Consider the following 17,568-nt stretch of genomic DNA (forward strand, 5'->3'; position numbering starts at 1 on the left):
GGGCGCGGCGGGGCGCGGCGGGGCGCGGCGGGGCGCGGCGGGGCGCGGCGGGGCGCGGCGGGGCGCGGCGGGGCGCGGCGGGGCGCGGCGGGGCGCGGCGGGGCGGTTGGCGAGAGGAGCGCGGGCGGGAAGTCGACGTGAACTCCGGCGGCCCAAGAGAGCTGTGGTCACAACCGCGCCCGCGCCGGCGTGGTGTGGGCTGGTTGCGAGGCGGGCGGGAGCGGTCGGTGGCCTTAGGTAGCGCTGTCGGCTCCGGGCCACGACCCGATGTGGTGCGGGCGGTGCCACTCAGGAGGAGGGGTGGGGCGAAGCAAGGTGCGGCGGCAGGCGCATGCTGCGCCGCTGGTGCCCGAACCTCTGGGCGGCGGTAACGCTGCGGCTTGCCTGGCGTCCGGGCGTTACGAGATCGCTCGGCGGCAGGGGCGCTGGCCGGCGGTGGGGCAGCGAGGGTGACCACAACGGGCTTGGGGGCGGGGATGACCCACGCAGGGACCAAGCCTGACCGCCCGGAGTGGGTTATCCCCGCCCCCAAGCCCACCATGCACGCAGCCGGCAGCGAAGGCCATGCACGCAGCCGGCAGCGAAGGCCATGCACGCAGCCGGCAGCGAAGGCCATGCACGCAGCCGGCAGCGAAGGCCGTGCACGCAGCCGGCAGCGAAGGCCGTGCACGCAGCCGGCAGCGAAGGCCGTGCACGCAGCCGGCAGCGAAGGCCATGCACGCAGCCGGCAGCGAAGGCCGTGCACGCAGCCGGCAGCGAAGGCCATGCACGCAGCCGGCAGCGGGAGACAACCATGCAACCAGCCCGCGTTCGGCGGGAGCGACGGTCAGTGCCATGCAACCAGGCACGACCGGGATCAAGACCTACGGATCGATCCGCTGGCCCTTGCCGATCACCACGATCCCGCTGTCCGACACCGTGTACCGCTTCCGGTCCCGCTCGAGGTCGACCCCGATCTGCGCGTCCTCCGGGATCAGCACGTTCTTGTCGATGATCGCGTTGCGGACCACCGCGTGCCTGCCCACCTGCACGCCCTCCATCAATACCGAACCCTCCACGTGCGCCCAGGAGTTCACCCGGACGTTCGGGGAGACCACCGAGCGTTCCACCAGCCCGCCCGAGACCACCACGCCCGGCGAGATCATCGATTCGACCGCGCGGCCCTGGCGGTCGTCGAAGCCGTGGACGAATTTGGCCGGGGGCCAGGAGCCGTAGTTGGTGAAGATGGGCCAGTCCATGTTGTAGAGGTTGAAGACCGGCAGGGTGGCGATCAGGTCCATGTGGGCGTCGTAGAACGAGTCGAGCGTGCCCACGTCGCGCCAGTAGCCGCGGTCGCGTTCGGTGCTGCCCTGGACCTCGTTGTCGCGGAAGTCGTAGACGTTCGCCTCGCCCTTGGCCACCAGCATCGGGATGATGTTGCCGCCCATGTCGTGCTTGCTGTCCGGGTTCTGCGCGTCGGCGGTGACCGCTTCGCACAGGGCGCGGGTGGTGAAGACGTAGTTTCCCATCGATGCGAAGATCTCGTCGGGGGCGTCCGGGAGGCCTTCGACGTCGACCGGCTTCTCGCGGAAGGCGCTGATCCGGCGGCCGTCCGGGCCCACGTCGATGACGCCGAACTGGTCCGACATCGATTTCGGCTGGCGGATGCCGGCTACGGTGACCGCCGCGCCCGAGGCGATGTGGTCGTCGACCATCTGCTTGGGGTCCATGCGGTAGATGTGGTCCGCGCCGAAGACGATGACGTAGTCGGGGTTCTCGTCGTTGATCAGGTTCAGGCTCTGATAGATCGCGTCGGCCGAGCCGGCGAACCAGCGCGGGCCGAGCCGCTGCTGGGCCGGTACGGGGGTCACATAGTTGCCCAGCAGGGTCGACATCCGCCACGTCTTGGTGATGTGCCGGTCGAGCGAGTGCGACTTGTACTGGGTCAGCACCACGATCTTCAGGAACCCGCCGTTGGCGAGGTTCGACAGCACAAAATCGATCATGCGGTAGATGCCGCCGAAGGGGACACCGGGCTTGGCCCGGTCCGCGGTGAGGGGCATCAGGCGTTTGCCCTCGCCACCTGCCAGAACGATCGCGAGCACCTTGACAGCCATGCGAGTGACGCTAACTTTCCCGGTGGCCCAGCGCCAGTCGAAGCGTCGATTCTCCGGGCGTGGCGTGCGGCTCAGCGGGATTTCCCGGAATCCGGTAAGCGGAACGGGCCGTCACGGCGTCCTTTGAGGGCAGGACTTGACGAGCGGGGCAGTGCGCCATGGTACCTGCGGACCGCGCTGGTGCGTTCGCACGTCTCCTGGCTGCGCCGGCGCTCCAGCGGGGAACGGCCGGGCCGGCTCGCCGCCGGGCCGCCGGGCGGGGCGGCGCCCGACTTCGCCGATCAGCACGCGGCGCGGCCCGACCTGTGGTCGCGGCTGGACCGGCTGACCCGGGCCCAGTGCGCGGTCCTGGTGCTGCGCTACTACGAGGACCTGGACGACCGGCAGATCGGCGAGGTGCTGCGGTGCGCGACCTCGACGGTACGGGTGCACGCCGCCCGCGGCCTGGCCCGGCTGCGCACCGGCCGGGTGCTGAGCATCGAGGTGAACCAGCAGGACGTGCCGATCAGCGGGGACGAGCTGATCCGGTTCGGCGAGGGCGTCGCGGTGGCGGGCTGAGCGGGCCGCGGGGGACTATTCTGCGTCACGTGACCGACTCACGTTCGACCTCCAGCGGCACGGATCTGCGCGTCGACCTGCTCACCCGGGAGTACCCGCCGGAGGTGTACGGCGGCGCCGGCGTCCACGTCGAGTACCTGGCCCGGGACCTGCGCCCGCTGGCCGACGTCCGGGTGCACTGCTTCGGGGCCCCGCGCTCGGAGCCGGGCGTGACCGCGTGCCCGGAGTCCGCCGAGCTGGCCGGGGCGAACGCCGCCCTGCGCACCATGGGTGTCGACCTCGCCATGGCGGCCGGCTGCGACGGCACCGACATCGTGCACAGCCACACCTGGTACGCGAACTTCGCCGGCCACACCGCCAAGCTGCTGTACGGCGTCCCGCACGTGGTCACCACGCACAGCCTGGAGCCGCTGCGCCCGTGGAAGGCCGAGCAGCTGGGCGGCGGCTACGCCCTCTCGTCGTTCTGCGAGCGGACCGCGATCGAGGGCGCCGACGCGATCGTGGCCGTCTCCGGCGGGATGAAGCGGGACGTGCTGACCGCGTACCCGGGCGTCGACCCGGACCGGATCCGGGTGGTCTACAACGGCATCGACACCGAGCAGTACGCCCCGGACCGCGGCACCGACGTCATCGAGCGCCTCGGCATCGACCTGAACCGGCCCAGCGTGGTGTTCGTCGGCCGGATCACCCGGCAGAAGGGCCTGCCGTACCTCATGCGGGCCTGCCACGACCTGCCGCCGGAGACCCAGATCGTGCTGCTGGCCGGCGCGCCCGACACCAAGGAGATCGCCGCCGAGGTCGAGGAGCTGGCGAGCCGGCTGCGCGACGCCCGCGACCCGCAGGGCGTGATCTGGGTGCAGGAGATGCTGCCCAAGCACGAGGTCGTGCAGGTGCTCACGCACGCGACGGTCTTCGTCTGCCCGTCGGTCTACGAGCCCATGGGCATCGTCAACCTGGAGGCGATGGCCTGCGAGACCGCGGTGGTCGCGACCGCGACCGGCGGCATCCCGGAGGTCGTCGCGGACGGCGAGACCGGGCTGCTGGTCCCGATCGAGCAGGTCACCGACGGCACCGGCACGCCGGTCGACCCGCAGCGCTTCATCGCCGACCTGGCCGCCGCGATGACCAAGCTGATCAAGGACCCGGCCCGGGCCGCCGCGATGGGCCTGGCCGGGCGGCGCCGCGCGGTGGAGCACTTCAGCTGGTCCCGGATCGCCGTGGACACCCTGGAGGTCTACCGCTCGGTGCTCTGACCCAGGATCGCCCGGGCCACCGCCCGGCCGGAGAGCCAGGCGGTCTGCACCCGGGGCTTGCCGAAGGCGTCGCCGGCCAGCCACACCCGGCCGTCCGTGGCGTACGAGGGCGTGCCGGGGGCCGGGTGGGCGTAGGTCCAGCGGTGCACGTGCACCTCGGGCCGGTCGGTCAGCCCGAGCACCTCGCCGACCGCCCCGGCCAGCTCGCCGGCCGCGGCGCCCGGGTCGGCCAGCCGGGGCCGGGCGAAGCCGGGCGTGGAGTGGGCGACCAGCACCGCCGCGCCGTCGCCGCGCCGGTCGCCGTCGTCGAAGATCGTCGCCAGCACCGGGTGGTCGTTCACGAACGCGCCGTGCAGCTCCGGCCAGGAGCGCCTCCGGTACGTGCAGACGGCCGCCAGCACCGGCTCCCACACCTGCGCCCGGGCCGCGTCGGCGACGGCGGCGGGCGGGTCGAGCCGCAGCGCCTGCGGGCCCGGCATGGCCAGCACCACGGCGTCCGCGTCCGGCGGGACCGTGCCCAGCTCGCTGCCCAGCTCGACGTCGAGCCCGTCGGCCAGGTCGGTGGCCAGCGACCGCAGCCCGCCCGGCGCCGCCCAGCGCATCGGCCCGGTGGTCGGCTCGCCGGGGAACACCGCGAGGGTGTCCGTCCAGGGCTGGGCCAGCCCACGGGCCTGCCAGCGCTCGGCGAGGGCCGCGAAGCCCGGGTCGTCGGCGACGAAGTAGGCCGCGCCGAGGTCGGCGTACCGGCCGTTGATGCGCCGGCTGGCCAGGCGTCCGCCGACCACCCGGCCGCGCTCGTGCACCCGGACGGCGGCGCCCCCGGCGGCGAGCTCCCGCGCGCAGGACAGACCCGCGATTCCCGCACCCACCACGACCACGTTCATGTCTCGAGGTTAGGACCAGGCACACTGGGGCGATGCGCCGTCCCCCCGTCCGGCTCGTCCTGATCGTCGCCGCTGTGCTCCTGGGAGTGTCGGTGCTCGGCATCGGGCTGCTCAGGGCGGCCACCTACGACCCGCCGGGCGCCGCCCGGGAGCCGGCCGGCGTGGCTGTCCCGGCCGGCACGCCCGGCCGGTGCGCGGGGGTGCCGGTCAGCGCCACCCGGGAGCTGCGCGGCATGTGGCTCACCACGGTCATGAACATCGACTGGCCCAGCCGGCCCGGGCTGAGCAAGGCCAAGGTGCAGGCCGAGTACCGGGCCTGGCTGGACCTGGCCGTGTCGATGCGGCACAACGCGATCTTCGTGCACGTCCGGCCCAGCGGCGACGCGTTCTGGGAGTCGGCGTACGCGCCCTGGTCGGAGTGGCTGACCGGCAAGCGGGACGGCAGGTCGCCCGGCTGGGACCCGATGGAGTTCATGATCGCCGAGGCGCACGCCCGCAACCTGGAGTTCCACGCCTGGTTCAACCCGTACCGGGGGACCCAGCCGGCGCCGTCCGGGCCCGGCGCCGACTTCACGAAGCTGGCGCCCGGCCATCCGCTGCTCAAGCACCGGGACTGGGCGATCTCCTACCCGGACGGCAAGAACGCCCGGCTGTACTTCGACCCGGGCATCCCGGCGGCCCGCAAGTTCGTCGAGGACGCCATGCTCGAGGCGGTCGAGCGGTACGACGTCGACGGCGTGCACTTCGACGACTTCTTCTACCCCTACCCCGAGGGCGGCGGGAACGACTTCAAGGACGACGCCAGCTTCGCCCGGCGTGCCGACAAGTCGCAGAGCCGCGGCGACTGGCGCCGGGCCAACGTCGACACCCTGGTCCGCGAGATGAACCAGCGGATCAAGCAGCTCAAGCCGTGGGTGAAGTTCGGGATCAGCCCGTTCGGCATCTGGCGCAACAAGCAGACCGACCCGGCCGGCTCGGACACCCGCGGGCTGCAGAGCTACGACTCGATCTACGCCGACACCCGCAAGTGGGTGCGCGAGGGCTGGCTGGACTACGTCGTGCCGCAGCTGTACTGGGCGATCGGCTTCGACAAGGCCGACTACACCAAGGCCCTGCCCTGGTGGTCGAAGCTGGTCAAGGGCACGAAGGTGCAGCTCTACATCGGCCAGGGCGACTACCGGGTGGGTGAGAAGGGCCCGTGGAAGCAGCCGGACCAGATCGACCGCCAGCTCGCCCTCAACGACAAGTACGGCGTGCTGGGCAGCGTGCACTTCAGCGCCAAGCAGATCCGGGCGGACCGGCTCGGCTCGGTCACCCGCTACCGGAAGAACCACTATGCCGCCCCGGCACTGCTGCCGCCGATGGCGCAGCTGCCCGCCGCGCCGCCGGCCGCGCCGCAACTGATCGCCGCGCGCCGGGCCGCCGGCGGCCCGGTCGAGGTCGACTGGCGGGCGGGCGCCGGCCCGGAGCCGGCGAGCTGGGCGCTGTACCGGGTCGAGGGCGCCGCCGCGAAGCTGGTCGCCACCGGCCGTGCCGGGGCCGAGGTGCGGGATCCGGCGCCGGCCGCCGAGGCGGCGACGTACTGCCTCAGCGGGCTGGACCGCTCCGGCAACGAGAGCCCGCTGAGCGCCGCGCGGGCGGTCAGCCCGTGACGGTGCCGCCGCTGACGTCGAGGTGCCGGGTGGTGTGCACCGCGGCCAGCATCCGCCGGTCGTGGGTGACCAGCAGCAGCGTGCCGGGGTAGCCGGCCAGCGCGGACTCCAGCTGCTCGATCGCGGCCAGGTCCAGGTGGTTGGTCGGCTCGTCGAGCACCAGCAGGTTCACCCCGCGGGCCTGCAGCAGCGCCAGCGCCGCCCGGGTCCGCTCGCCCGGCGACAGCGTGTCGGCCGGGCGCATGACGTGCGCGGCCCGCAGCCCGAACTTGGCCAGCAGCGTGCGCACCTCCGCGTCGGGCAGGTCCGGCACCGCCGCGCCGAACGCGGCCATCAGCGGCTCGTCGCCGAGGAACAGCCCGCGGGCCTGGTCCACCTCGCCGACGACCACCCCCGGGCCGAGCTGCGCCGCGCCGGACTCCAGCGGCAGCCGGCCGAGCAGCGCGGCCAGCAGGGTCGACTTGCCGGCCCCGTTCGCGCCGGTGATCGCCACCCGGTCCGCCCAGTCGATCTGCAGCGTGACCGGCCCGAGGGTGAAGCCGCCGCGGCGCACCACGGCGTCGCGCAGGGTCGCCACGACCGCGCCGGCCCGGGGCGCGGCGGCGATCTCCATCCGCAGCTCCCACTCCTTGCGCGGCTCCTCGACGACCTCCAGGCGCTCGATCATCCGCTGGGTCTGCCGGGCCTTGGCGGCCTGCTTCTCGGTCGACTCGGCCCGGACGTTGCGGCCGATCTTGTCGTTGTCCTTGGCCTTGCGGCGGGCGTTGCGGACCCCGTTCTCCAGCCAGCCGCGCTGCATCTGCGCGCGCTCCAGCAGGGAGCCCTTCTTGTCGGCGAACTCCTCGTAGTCCTCCCGGGCGTGCCGCCGGGCCCGGTCACGTTCCTCCAGGTAGGCGCCGTAGCCGCCACCGTAGCGCCGGACCTGCTGCTGGATCAGGTCGAGCTCCAGCACCGCGGTGACCGTCCGGGTGAGGAACTCGCGGTCGTGGCTGACCAGCACGGTGCCGGCCCGCAGCGAGGTGACGAAACCCTCGAGGCGGTCCAGGCCGGCCAGGTCGAGGTCGTTGGTGGGCTCGTCGAGCAGCACGATGTCGAAGCGGCTGAGCAGCAGCGACGCCATCCCGGCGCGGGCCGCCTGGCCGCCGGAGAGCGCGGTCATCGGGTGGTCCAGCGCGACGCCCAGGCCCAGCTCCGCGGCCACCTGCCCGGCCCGCTCGTCCAGGTCGGCGCCGCCCAGGTCGAGCCAGCGCTCCAGCGCGGTGCCGTAGCTCTCGTCCGCGCCCGGTGCGGCCGCGGCCAGCGCCTCGGCGGCGGCGTCCATCGCGGTCTGGGCCGGCCCGACGCCGGTGCGCCGGGCCAGGAAGTCGCGGACCGTCTCACCGGCCCGCCGCTCCCGCTCCTGCGGCAGATAACCGACGTTGGCGGTGGGCGGGCTCAGCGTGACCGTGCCGGCCTCGACCGGCAGCAGACCGGCCAGCGTACGCAGCAGCGTGGTCTTGCCGGCGCCGTTGACGCCGACCAGGCCGATCACGTCCCCCGGGGCGACCACCAGGTCGAGGGAGCTGAACAGGGTGCGGTCGCCGTGCCCCGCGGCGAGGTCCTTCACGATCATCGTGGCGCTCATCGGGGCCCGACTCTATCGCCGGGTCACCCCGGGATCGGCACCGCCGTGCCGCTGACCCGTACGCCGTCCTCACCCGGGGTCAGCGTGACGGTGATCCGGGCACCACCCTGCGCCACGTGCACCACCGTGCCGTCCGGCACCAGACCCTCCGCCCGCAGGTATCCGCCGAGGGCGGCCGCGGCGGCGCCGGTGGCCGGGTCCTCGTAGAGCCCGCCCACCGGGAACGGGTTGCGCACCTCGAACCGGTCCGTCGTCTCGCGCCACACGAGCTGGATCGTGGTCCACTCCCGCGCCTGCATCAGGGCCTTGAGCGCGGGCACGTCATAGTCCAGGTCGGCGAGCCGCTGCCGGGTCCCCGCCGCGATGACCGGGTGAAAAGCTCCCGCGTACGCGACCCGCGGCGGCAGGGCCGGGTCGAGGTCCGCCGCCTGCCAGCGCAGCGCCGCCAGCAGCGCGGTCAGGTCGTCCGCGGCGAGGTCGGCCACCCTCGCGCCGACGCTGGTCAGGGTCGCCCGGCGCCGGTCGTCGACGGTCACCGGAACCGCGCCGACGTTGGTCACGAAGGTGAGCGCGCCGGGGCCGTCCCGGTCGGCGAGCGCCACCGCGGTGCCCACGGTCGCGTGCCCGCAGAACGGCACCTCGGCGAGCGGGCTGAAGTACCGCACCCGGTAGGTCGCCGGTCCGCGCCGCTCGGTCAGGAAGGCCGTCTCGGCGTAGCCCACGTCGGCCGCGACCGCCTGCATCTCGGCGTCGGACAGGGTGCCCGCGTCCAGCACCACGCCGGCCGGGTTGCCGCCGGCCGGGTCGTCGCTGAACGCCGCGTACCGGAGGATCCTGATGTCACTCATGGTCCCCAGCCTCCCGCCGCACGCCGGGCCGGTGCCAGAGCCAATTCCGCGGCCTTGGTCACTTGTCACACCCGCGGGGTAGCGTTCCGGAAGTGACTGAAGCTTCCACACAGCTCGTCCCCACACCTCCGACAGATCTGCCCCGCACGCTGGGCGAGCTCCGCGCCTCCGGCCACGAGTTCCGCACGGTCAAAGAGGAGCTGCGCGACAACCTGCTGGACCGGCTGCGCCGCGGCGCGCCACGCTTCCCCGGCATCGTCGGCTACGACGACACCGTGCTGCCCGAGGTCGAGCGGGCGCTGCTGGCCGGCCACGACATGGTCCTGCTCGGCGAGCGTGGCCAGGGCAAGACCCGGCTCATCCGCGGGCTGATCGACCTGCTCGACGAGTGGACCCCGTTCGTCACCGGCTCCGAGCTGCGCGAGCACCCGTACCTGCCGATCACCCCGGCCACCCGGCGGCTGGCCGCCGAGGCCGGCGACCTGCTGGGAATCTCCTGGCTGCACCGCTCCGAGCGGTACGGCGAGAAGCTCGCCACCCCCGACACCAGCGTCGGCGACCTGATCGGCGACGTCGACCCGATCAAGGTGGCCGAGGGCCGGGCCCTGGGCGACCCCGACACCATTCACTTCGGCCTGGTCCCGCGCACCAACCGCGGCATCTTCGCGGTCAACGAGCTGCCCGACCTGGCCGAGCGGATCCAGGTCTCGCTGCTCAACGTGCTCGAGGAGCGCGACATCCAGATCCGTGGCTACCAGCTGCGGCTGCCGCTCGACCTGTTCCTGGTGGCCTCGGCCAACCCGGAGGACTACACCAACCGGGGCCGGATCATCACCCCGCTCAAGGACCGCTTCGGCGCCGAGATCCGCACCCACTACCCGCTGGAGATCGAGCTGGAGACGGCGCTGATCCGGCAGGAGGCGGCGCTGGCCGCGCACGTGCCCGACCACCTGATCGACGTGCTGGCCCGCTGGACCCGGGCGGTGCGCGAGTCGCCGGCGGTCGACTCCCGGTCCGGCATCTCGGCCCGGTTCGCCATCGCCGCGGCCGAGACGGTCGCCGCGTCCGCGCTGCGCCGCTCCGGGCTGAGGAACGAGCGCGAGGCCGTGGCCCGGATCTGCGACACCGTGTCGGTGACCAGCACGCTGCGGGGCAAGGTCGAGTTCGAGAGCGGCGAGGAGGGGCGGGAGACCGAGATCCTCGGCCACCTGCTGCGGCTGGCGACCGCCGAGACGTTCCGGGCCCGGCTGGCCGGCATCGACCTGTCCAGCTTCACCGACCTGGTCGCCGAGGGCGCCATCATCGAGACCGGCGACCTGGTCCCGGCCGAGGAGCTGCTGGCCCAGATCGGCCCGGTGCCCGGCCTGGCCAAGGTGCTCGACCGGCTCGGCCTCGGCGACGCGCCCAGCCCCGGGCAGGCGGCGTCCGGCGTGGAGTTCGTCCTGGAGGGGCTGCACCTCACCCGCCGGCTGGCCAAGGAGCTGACCGACGACGGCCGCACCCTGTACGGGAGCTGATCGGCATGTGCCTTCTCATCCCTGCGGCCGGCGCCGGCCGCGCACCCGGTGGGGTGACCGGCCGTGGCTGGTAACCGATTCCGGTACGGCGCCTGGCGGGACGGGCCCGATCCGCTCGCGCCGCCGTACGACGTGCGGGCGGCCGTGGACGAGGTCGGGGAGCGGGTGCTCGGCGGCGACAGCCTCCGGGACGCGCTGCGTGACCTGCTGCGCCGTGGCCCCCGCGACGGCCGGGGGCTCGACGACCTCGAGGCCCGGGCCCGCCGGATGCGCCGCGAGGCGTTGCGCCGGGGCAACCTCGACGGCGCGGTCACCCGGGCGCAGCAGCTGCTCGACCAGGCCCTCGCGGCCGAACGCGACGAGCTGCGCGGCCGGGAGGGCGACGACGCCCGGTTCGCCGAGGCGGTGCTGGACAACCTGCCCCGCTCCACCGCCCAGGCCGTGCAGGAGCTGTCCGGCTACGACTGGGCCAGCGACGAGGCCCGGGCCACGTACCAGCAGATCCTCGACGGCCTGCGGCGCGAGGTGGTCGAGCAGCGCTTCGCCGGCATGCGCGACGCGCTGCGCGGCCAGGACCCGGCGGCGAACGCCCGGGTCACCGAGATGCTCGGCGACCTCAACGAGCTGCTCGGCAGGCACGCCCGCGGCGAGGACACCGACGACGCGTTCCAGCAGTTCATGGCCGAGCACGGCGAGTTCTTCCCGGACCACCCGCAGAACATGGACGAGCTGATCGACTCGCTGGCCCGGCGCGCCGCGGCGGCCGAACGGCTGCTGCGGTCGCTGAGCCCGCAGCAGCGCGAGGAGCTGTCCCAGCTCATGGACCAGGCGCTCGGCGACGGCCCGCTGCGCGGGCAGCTGGCCGAGCTGACCGACAACCTGCGCGCGCTGCGGCCCGAGCTGACCTGGAACCGCGGCGAACGCATGCGCGGCGGCGAGGATCTCGGCTACGGCGACGCCACCGCGGCGCTCGGCGAGCTGGGCGAGCTCGACGACCTCCTCGAACAGCTGGGCCAGGAGCATCCCGGGGCGACCCTGGACGACGTCGACGTCGAGGCGGTGGAGCGCCAGCTCGGCCGCGGCGCCGCCGACGACGTCCGGCGGCTGCGCGAGCTCGAACGGGAGCTGCGCCGGCAGGGCTGGGTCACCCGCGACGACGACGGGCTCACGCTGTCGCCCAAGGCGCTGCGCAGGCTCGGCCGCACCGCGCTGGCGCAGGTCTTCTCCGACCTGTCCGGCGCCGAGCGCGGCCAGCACGACCTGCGCGACGCGGGCGCGGCCGGCGACCTGATCGGGTCGTCACGGCGCTGGCGGTTCGGCGACGAGCAGCCGCTCGACGTGGTCCGCACCATCGGCAACGCGATCCGCCGCCGCGCCGGCGCGGGCGTCGGGACGATGCCGGTGCGGCTGGAGCCGGAGGACTTCGAGGTCGCCGAGACCGAACGGCGGGCCTCGGCGGTGGTGGCGCTCTGCGTCGACCTGTCGTATTCGATGTTCGCCGACGGCCGCTGGGGCCCGATGAAACAGACCGCGCTGGCCCTGTCGCACCTGGTCGCCACCCGGTTCCCGCAGGACTCGCTGCAGATCATCGGCTTCGGCCGGTATGCGATGAGCCTGTCGCAGGGCGAGCTGGCCGCGATCGAGCCGGACATGGTTAAGGGCACCAACCTGCAGCACGCGCTCAAGCTGGCCGGCCGGCACCTGCGCCGGCACCCCGGCGCCGAGCCGGTGGTGCTGGTGGTTACCGACGGCGAGCCGACCGCGCACCTGGAGGAGGACGGCGAGGCGTACTTCAACTGGCCCACCCGGCCCGAGACGGTGCAGCTCACCGTGCACGAGGTGGACCTGCTCACCCGGTACGGCGCCACCCTGAACGTGTTCATGCTGGGGGAGGACCCGGGGCTGCGCCGCTTCGTCGACGCGGTGGCCCAGCGCAGCGGCGGCCGGGTGTTCAGCCCGGACGTCGCCGAGCTGGGCCGCTACGTGGTCGACGACTACGTACGCAGCCGGCGCGGCAAACGCTGACCCGCGCCCCTTCTTCCTAGGATGCTTTACGCGGTGTGTCGCGGATAACGGCCTTCGCACGGTCCGGCCCGGGGTGAACCGGGACAACGACGAGGCTGGTTATAGTGGCTCCGCGAGTGACCGGCCCCCGGTGTGTCCGGCGCGCCGACCGGGGGGTCGGCGACGGACGATCCCACCGGCGGCTGTCCACGACGTCCCCGGGTGGGGTCCCGGGGCCGGCAAGGGGGAGAGGGGGCGCGATGTCGCAGCAGCCTGCGCAGGTGACGCCCGGCTCGGCCACGCCCGGCCGGCTGCCGATCACCGCCTCCGACCGGATCTGGACCATCCCGAACGTCATCAGCTTCGTCCGGCTGCTCGGCGTGCCGCTCTTCCTCTACCTGCTGCTCGGCCCCCAGCACGACGTCGCCGCGGTGATCGTGCTGACCCTGGGCGGCACCACCGACTGGGTCGACGGCTACGTGGCGCGCCGGATGAACTCGGTCAGCCGGCTCGGTGAGCTGCTCGACCCGTTCGCCGACCGGCTCTACATCCTGGCCACGCTGGCCGGCTTCACGCTGCGCGAGGTGGTGCCCTGGTGGCTCACCGCCGCCCTGGTGCTGCGCGAGGCGGTGCTGGCGGTCGCCCTGCTGGTGCTGCGCCGCCACGGCTACGGACCGCCGCCGGTGCACTACGTCGGCAAGACCGGCACGTTCCTGCTGCTCGGCGCGTTCCCGGTGCTGCTGCTCGCCGAGGCCGTCCCGTCGATCCACGCGGTCGCCTCGCCGATCGGCTGGGCGCTGGCCTGGTGGGCGCTCGGCCTGTACTGGGCGGCGGCGGTGCTCTACCTCGCGCAGACCCGCGCCATGCTGCGCGCCGACCGGGCCGACCGGGCCCGGGCCGGGGCAGTTGCCGGATGACCTCGCCCGACGGCGGCGACGGGCAGCGCCGGTTCGCCCCGGACTTCCTGACCGAGCTGTTCCAGAACCCGCTGGACCCCGGCTACGCCGACGCGGCGGCCCGCAAGGCCCGCGGCGAGGGCCGCACCGGCACGCCCAAGCGGGTGGTCAGCGGGGTCAGCGCGCTCACCCTGGTGGCGCTGGGCTTCCTGCTGGTGGTGGCCTACCAGCAGACGATGGCCGACGAGCCGGCCCGCAGCCAGGCCCGGGCCACCCTGGTCGACCAGGTGCAGAGCCGCCGCAGCGGCACCGCCGAGCTGCAGGAGCGCGCCGAGCGGCTGCGCGCCGAGGTCGCCGGCCTGCGGGAGAAGGAGCTCGGCGGCGCGGCGGTGGCCCGGCTCAAGGACATGGAGGCCGAGACCGGGCTGGCCCCGGTGCGCGGCGCCGGCGCCCGGGTCACCGTCGGCGACGGCCCGATGCCGCTCGACCCGCTGACCGGCGAACGCAAGAGTGAGGCCCGGGTCCGCGACACCGACCTGCAGGTGGCCACGAACGCGCTGTGGGCGGCCGGCGCGGAGGCGATCGCGGTCAACGGCCAGCGGCTGACCGCCACGTCGACGATCCGCCAGGCCGGCGAGGCGATCCTGGTCGACTTCCAGCCGGTGACCACGCCGTACCAGGTGGTGGCGATCGGGCCGGAGAACCTCGACGACAAGTTCCGCGACGGCGCGGCGGGCCGCTTCTTCCGGGCCCTGAACACCAAGTTCGGCATCGCCTACGACGTGGCCGGCATCGGCACCGTCACGCTGGCGGCGGCCACCGAGCCGAACCTGCGGCAGGCCGTGCCCGCCACCTCGCCGGCCGCGTCCGCCGGCGTACCGACCCCGTCCAGCAAAGCGTCGAAAGGCGGCTGATGATCGCCGTACTCGCCCTGATCGCCGGTGTTGTGCTCGGCATCGTGTTCCATCCGACGGTGCCGCCGGCGTTGCAGCCGTACCTGCCCATCGCGGTCGTGGCCGCGCTGGACGCGGTCTTCGGCGGCGTGCGCGCCAAGCTCGACGGGATCTTCGACGACAAGCAGTTCGTGGTGTCGTTCATCTCCAACGTGCTGGTCGCGGGCATCATCGTCTACCTGGGTGACCAGCTGGGGGTGGGCGGCCAGCTCTCCATCGGCGTCGTGGTGGTGCTCGGTGTCCGGATCTTCGGCAATGTGGCGGCGATCCGCCGGCACCTCTTCCGGGCGTAGGGGCGGCGGATGACCGACGACGAGATGAACGGCGACCAGCAGCCGGGCCGCACCCCGGCGCCCGCACCCGCCGACCGCACGCGGCCGGCGACGCTCGGCGACCCCGGGATGCCGTCCGCGGGCCGCCGCCCCGGCCCGGAGGCTGACTCCCGACCTGACCCGGAGGCTGACTCCCGGCCCGGCCCGGATGCCGCCGCGCGGCCCGGCCCGGATGCCGCGGCCCGGCCCGGCCCGGATGCCGCGGCCCGGCCCGGCCCGGATGCCGGTCCGTGGCCCGATCCGGATGCCGCCGCGCGGCCCGGCCCGGATGCCGGTCCGTGGCCCGATCCGGATGCCGCCGCGCGGCCCGGCCCGGATGCCGGTTCGTGGCCTGGCGCGGATGCCGCCGCCGGGCCCGGCGGGGAGGCCGACTCCCGGCCCGGTTCCGAGGCCGCCGTGCAGCCGGGCCCGGAGGCCGACCTCTGGCCTGGGTCGGACGCCGCCACGCGGCCCGTCTCGGAGGCCGGCCCTTGGCCCGGCGCGGAGCCGTCCGGCGTGGGTGGGGAGGTGCCGCTGGATCCGCATGCGCCGCTTTCGGCGGACGGGCCGACCGTCCGGCTCTCCGGCGCGGTGCCGGAGCTCGCGGAGGACGACCCGCGCGGGGGAGACGAGGCCGAGCCGGCTGACGAGGCCGCTGCGGACGGTGACGAGCCCACCGTGCTGTCCGGCACCGTCGGGCCCGGCGACGAGCCCACCACGCTGCTGACGCCGCCCGCGGCGGCCGACCGGGAGCCGGCCGCGAAGCCGCGCACGCTCGACGGCGGCGCGACCATGCGGTTGCAGCCTCCGTTCTTCGCGCCCGGCACGACCAGGACTCCGCGGGCCACCCCGGTCCCGGACCGGCAGGAGCCCCACCGGGACCCGGCGGACGACGCGCCGGACCAGCCGCAGCGCACGGCGCCGTGGCGGGACGACCCGGCTCCGGAGCGACCCGACGCCCGGCCGGCGGTTGCGGACGTGCTAGAGCGGCCCGACGCCCCGCAGGCGGTTGCGGACGTGCCGGAGCGGCCCGACGCCCCGCCGGCGGTTGCGGACGTGCTGGATCGTGCTGACGACGGCCCCGGCGGTGAGGCGGCGTCACCCGGCGTGGTGCCGATGCGGGAGCGGGCTGCGGGCGTACCGGACAAGGCCGCACCCGGCCGGCGGTTCTCGTCGGCGGGCGCGCTGATCTGGGTTCTGCTGGCGCTGCTCGGGTTCACCCTGGTGGTGCAGCTGCAGAGCAACGACGACGACGCCGGGCTGGCCACCGCCCGCCAGGAGGACCTGGTCGGCATCCTCAGCGACCTCGAGGCCCGGGACCAGCGGCTGCAGCAGGAGATCAACGCTCTGGAGGAGAGCCAGCGGCAGCTGACCTCCGGGGTCGCCGGGCGGCAGGCCGCGCTCGCCGAGGCCGGCAAGCGCGCCGACGAGCTGGGGCTGCTCTCCGGCACGCTGCCCGCGCGCGGGCCCGGGCTGAAGATCTCGATCGACCCCCGGGGCCAGCCGATCAAGGCCTCCGCCATCCTCAACGCCGTGCAGGAGCTGCGCGGCGCCGGCGGTGAGGTGATGGAGATCATCGGGGACAACGGGGTCGCCGTGCGGATCGTGGCCTCGTCCTATTTCGTCGACGCCGACGGCGGCCAGGTGCTCGTCGACGGCAAGCAGCTCAGCGGGCCCTACACGCTGTGGGTGATCGGGGTGCCGTCGACCATGCAGACGGCGCTGCAGATCCCCGGTGGGGTGGTCGCTTCGGTGAGCCAGGCCGGCGGTAACGTGACCATGGAGCAACGCAGCACGGTCGAGGTGGCCGCGGTGCGTCAGCCCACCAGCCTGCAGTACGCGCGCCCGGTCTCCTGAGCGGGCGCGCTTGTCAACGGAGGAACGTGTGATCCCTGAGGACCTGCGGTACACGGCCGAGCACGAGTGGGTGTCCGGTGACGGCACCGCGCCCGTGCGGGTGGGCATCACCCACTTCGCGCAGGACGCGCTCGGCGACATCGTCTACGTGCAGCTGCCCGACGAGGGCACCGTGGTGGAGGCCGGCGACCAGCTCGGCGAGATCGAGTCGACCAAGAGCGTCTCGGAGATCTACGCCCCGATCGCCGGCACCGTGGTGGCCCGCAACGGCAGCCTCGCCGACGAGCCCGAGCTGATCAACGCCGAGCCGTACGCGGCCGGCTGGCTCGTGGAGATCGCCCCGGCGGACCCGGCGGCGCTCGCCGGGCTGCTGGACGCGGAAGCATACAAGGCACTGACCGACGGCTGATCGTCCGCGCGTCTTGTTGCTCGCCATTTCGGCGCTGACTAGGCTCGCGGGGCACATGCAGAACTGTTATTACTTCGAAACCGATATCGTGCCGTCCGGACCTCCGGGCAGCGGCGGGGGGCGCTGCGAGCCGGACCCGGGTCCGGCTCGCTCACCCCGTGTCGTCGGGCGGCGACCGAAACAGATCCGTGAGGTGGTCCGATGACGCGCCCAGACGACGAGTTCCCCCCACTCGACGTCACGTCCACGCTGAACCTCGGTGCGCTCGACGAGGTGCTCGAGGGCCCCGAGACCGACGTGGTGCCGAGCCGGATGTCCGGTTCGCTGCCCCCGGGGATGGCGCTGCTGGTCGTGCGCCGCGGCCCCAACGCGGGTGCGCGGTTCCTGCTGGACCATGACGTGACAACAAGCGGTCGGCACCCCGACAGCGACATCTTCCTGGACGACGTGACGGTCTCGCGCCGGCACGCCGAGTTCCACCGCGACGGCGGCACCTTCACGGTGCGCGACGTGGGCTCGCTCAACGGCACGTACGTGAACCGGGAGCGGGTCGAATCGGCCACCTTGAGCAACGGGGACGAGGTCCAGATCGGCAAGTTCCGGCTGGTCTTCATCGCCGGTCCCCGGCCGGAGGGCGAGGGAAGCGGGGCGTGAACCCGTCGGGGGCGGCCGCGCACGACCAGGGCCCGCGGGCCCAGGGCCGTGA

At 74.0% G+C, this 17,568-nt stretch carries 15 protein-coding genes; 11 read left to right on the forward strand and 4 right to left on the reverse strand.

Features of this window, described 5'->3' with window-relative positions; translation table 11 throughout:
• Positions 1–863: 863 nt before the first annotated feature.
• On the reverse strand, positions 864–2,096 hold the full coding sequence (glgC, locus tag ACIBQZ_RS29315; protein ID WP_396092037.1) for a glucose-1-phosphate adenylyltransferase: 1,233 nt from the start codon (positions 2,094–2,096) through the stop codon (positions 864–866).
• 180 nt (positions 2,097–2,276) lie between these two features.
• On the opposite strand from glgC, the gene ACIBQZ_RS29320 reads away from it, so the two are divergent.
• Both ACIBQZ_RS29320 and glgA read left to right on the forward strand, forming a co-directional pair.
• The gene (locus tag ACIBQZ_RS29320; protein WP_396092038.1) at positions 2,277–2,654 is read left to right on the forward strand and encodes a sigma factor-like helix-turn-helix DNA-binding protein; all 378 of its coding nucleotides are present in this window, start codon (positions 2,277–2,279) and stop codon (positions 2,652–2,654) included.
• 29 nt (positions 2,655–2,683) lie between these two features.
• Positions 2,684–3,907 carry a glycogen synthase gene (gene glgA / locus ACIBQZ_RS29325; RefSeq protein WP_396092039.1) on the forward strand — a complete coding sequence of 408 codons (1,224 nt, stop codon included), beginning with the start codon at positions 2,684–2,686 and terminating at the stop codon, positions 3,905–3,907.
• Here the strand turns inward: glgA and ACIBQZ_RS29330 are convergent.
• Positions 3,889–4,791, reverse strand: a complete 903-nt coding sequence (locus tag ACIBQZ_RS29330) for an NAD(P)/FAD-dependent oxidoreductase (protein ID WP_396092040.1) — start codon at positions 4,789–4,791, stop codon at positions 3,889–3,891. The genes glgA and ACIBQZ_RS29330 overlap by 19 nt on opposite strands.
• A gap of 32 nt (positions 4,792–4,823) precedes the next feature.
• Here ACIBQZ_RS29330 and ACIBQZ_RS29335 point away from each other — a divergent pair, with 32 nt between their 5' ends.
• A complete protein-coding gene (locus ACIBQZ_RS29335) occupies positions 4,824–6,443 on the forward strand; it encodes a glycoside hydrolase family 10 protein (RefSeq protein ID WP_396092041.1) in 1,620 nt (539 codons plus the stop codon).
• Here the strand turns inward: ACIBQZ_RS29335 and ACIBQZ_RS29340 are convergent.
• Positions 6,433–8,067 (reverse strand): ABC-F family ATP-binding cassette domain-containing protein, encoded by a 1,635-nt coding sequence (locus ACIBQZ_RS29340; RefSeq protein WP_396092042.1) that lies wholly within the window; start codon positions 8,065–8,067, stop codon positions 6,433–6,435. The genes ACIBQZ_RS29335 and ACIBQZ_RS29340 overlap by 11 nt on opposite strands.
• 23 nt (positions 8,068–8,090) lie before the next feature.
• Positions 8,091–8,906: a PhzF family phenazine biosynthesis protein gene (locus ACIBQZ_RS29345; RefSeq protein ID WP_396092162.1), complete on the reverse strand. Its 816-nt coding sequence runs from the start codon at positions 8,904–8,906 to the stop codon at positions 8,091–8,093.
• Positions 8,907–9,007: 101 nt separating this feature from the next.
• Here ACIBQZ_RS29345 and ACIBQZ_RS29350 point away from each other — a divergent pair, with 101 nt between their 5' ends.
• From ACIBQZ_RS29350 to ACIBQZ_RS29385, 8 genes are all read left to right on the forward strand, one after another.
• Entirely contained in the window at positions 9,008–10,432 is a 1,425-nt protein-coding gene (locus ACIBQZ_RS29350) for a magnesium chelatase (RefSeq protein ID WP_396092043.1), read from the forward strand.
• A gap of 63 nt (positions 10,433–10,495) precedes the next feature.
• Positions 10,496–12,457: a VWA domain-containing protein gene (locus ACIBQZ_RS29355; RefSeq protein ID WP_396092044.1), complete on the forward strand. Its 1,962-nt coding sequence runs from the start codon at positions 10,496–10,498 to the stop codon at positions 12,455–12,457.
• A gap of 239 nt (positions 12,458–12,696) precedes the next feature.
• Entirely contained in the window at positions 12,697–13,353 is a 657-nt protein-coding gene (locus tag ACIBQZ_RS29360; protein WP_396092045.1) for a CDP-alcohol phosphatidyltransferase family protein, read from the forward strand.
• A complete protein-coding gene (locus ACIBQZ_RS29365) occupies positions 13,350–14,246 on the forward strand; it encodes a DUF881 domain-containing protein (RefSeq protein ID WP_396092046.1) in 897 nt (298 codons plus the stop codon). Before ACIBQZ_RS29360 ends, ACIBQZ_RS29365 begins: the two co-directional genes overlap by 4 nt.
• A complete protein-coding gene (locus ACIBQZ_RS29370; RefSeq protein ID WP_184994733.1) occupies positions 14,246–14,578 on the forward strand; it encodes a small basic family protein in 333 nt (110 codons plus the stop codon). The genes ACIBQZ_RS29365 and ACIBQZ_RS29370 overlap by 1 nt, the downstream gene beginning before the upstream one ends.
• Positions 14,579–15,574: 996 nt before the next feature.
• Complete coding sequence (locus ACIBQZ_RS29375) at positions 15,575–16,453, forward strand: DUF881 domain-containing protein (protein ID WP_396092163.1); 879 nt, start codon at positions 15,575–15,577, stop codon at positions 16,451–16,453.
• 28 nt (positions 16,454–16,481) lie between these two features.
• Positions 16,482–16,862 carry a glycine cleavage system protein GcvH gene (gene gcvH, locus ACIBQZ_RS29380; protein WP_396092047.1) on the forward strand — a complete coding sequence of 127 codons (381 nt, stop codon included), beginning with the start codon at positions 16,482–16,484 and terminating at the stop codon, positions 16,860–16,862.
• A 201-nt stretch (positions 16,863–17,063) separates the two neighbouring features.
• A complete protein-coding gene (locus ACIBQZ_RS29385; RefSeq protein ID WP_023362861.1) occupies positions 17,064–17,516 on the forward strand; it encodes an FHA domain-containing protein in 453 nt (150 codons plus the stop codon).
• The last annotated feature ends 52 nt before the right edge of the window (positions 17,517–17,568 follow it).

Source organism: Actinoplanes sp. NPDC049599, from assembly GCF_044465625.1.
GTDB lineage: Bacteria > Actinomycetota > Actinomycetes > Mycobacteriales > Micromonosporaceae > Actinoplanes.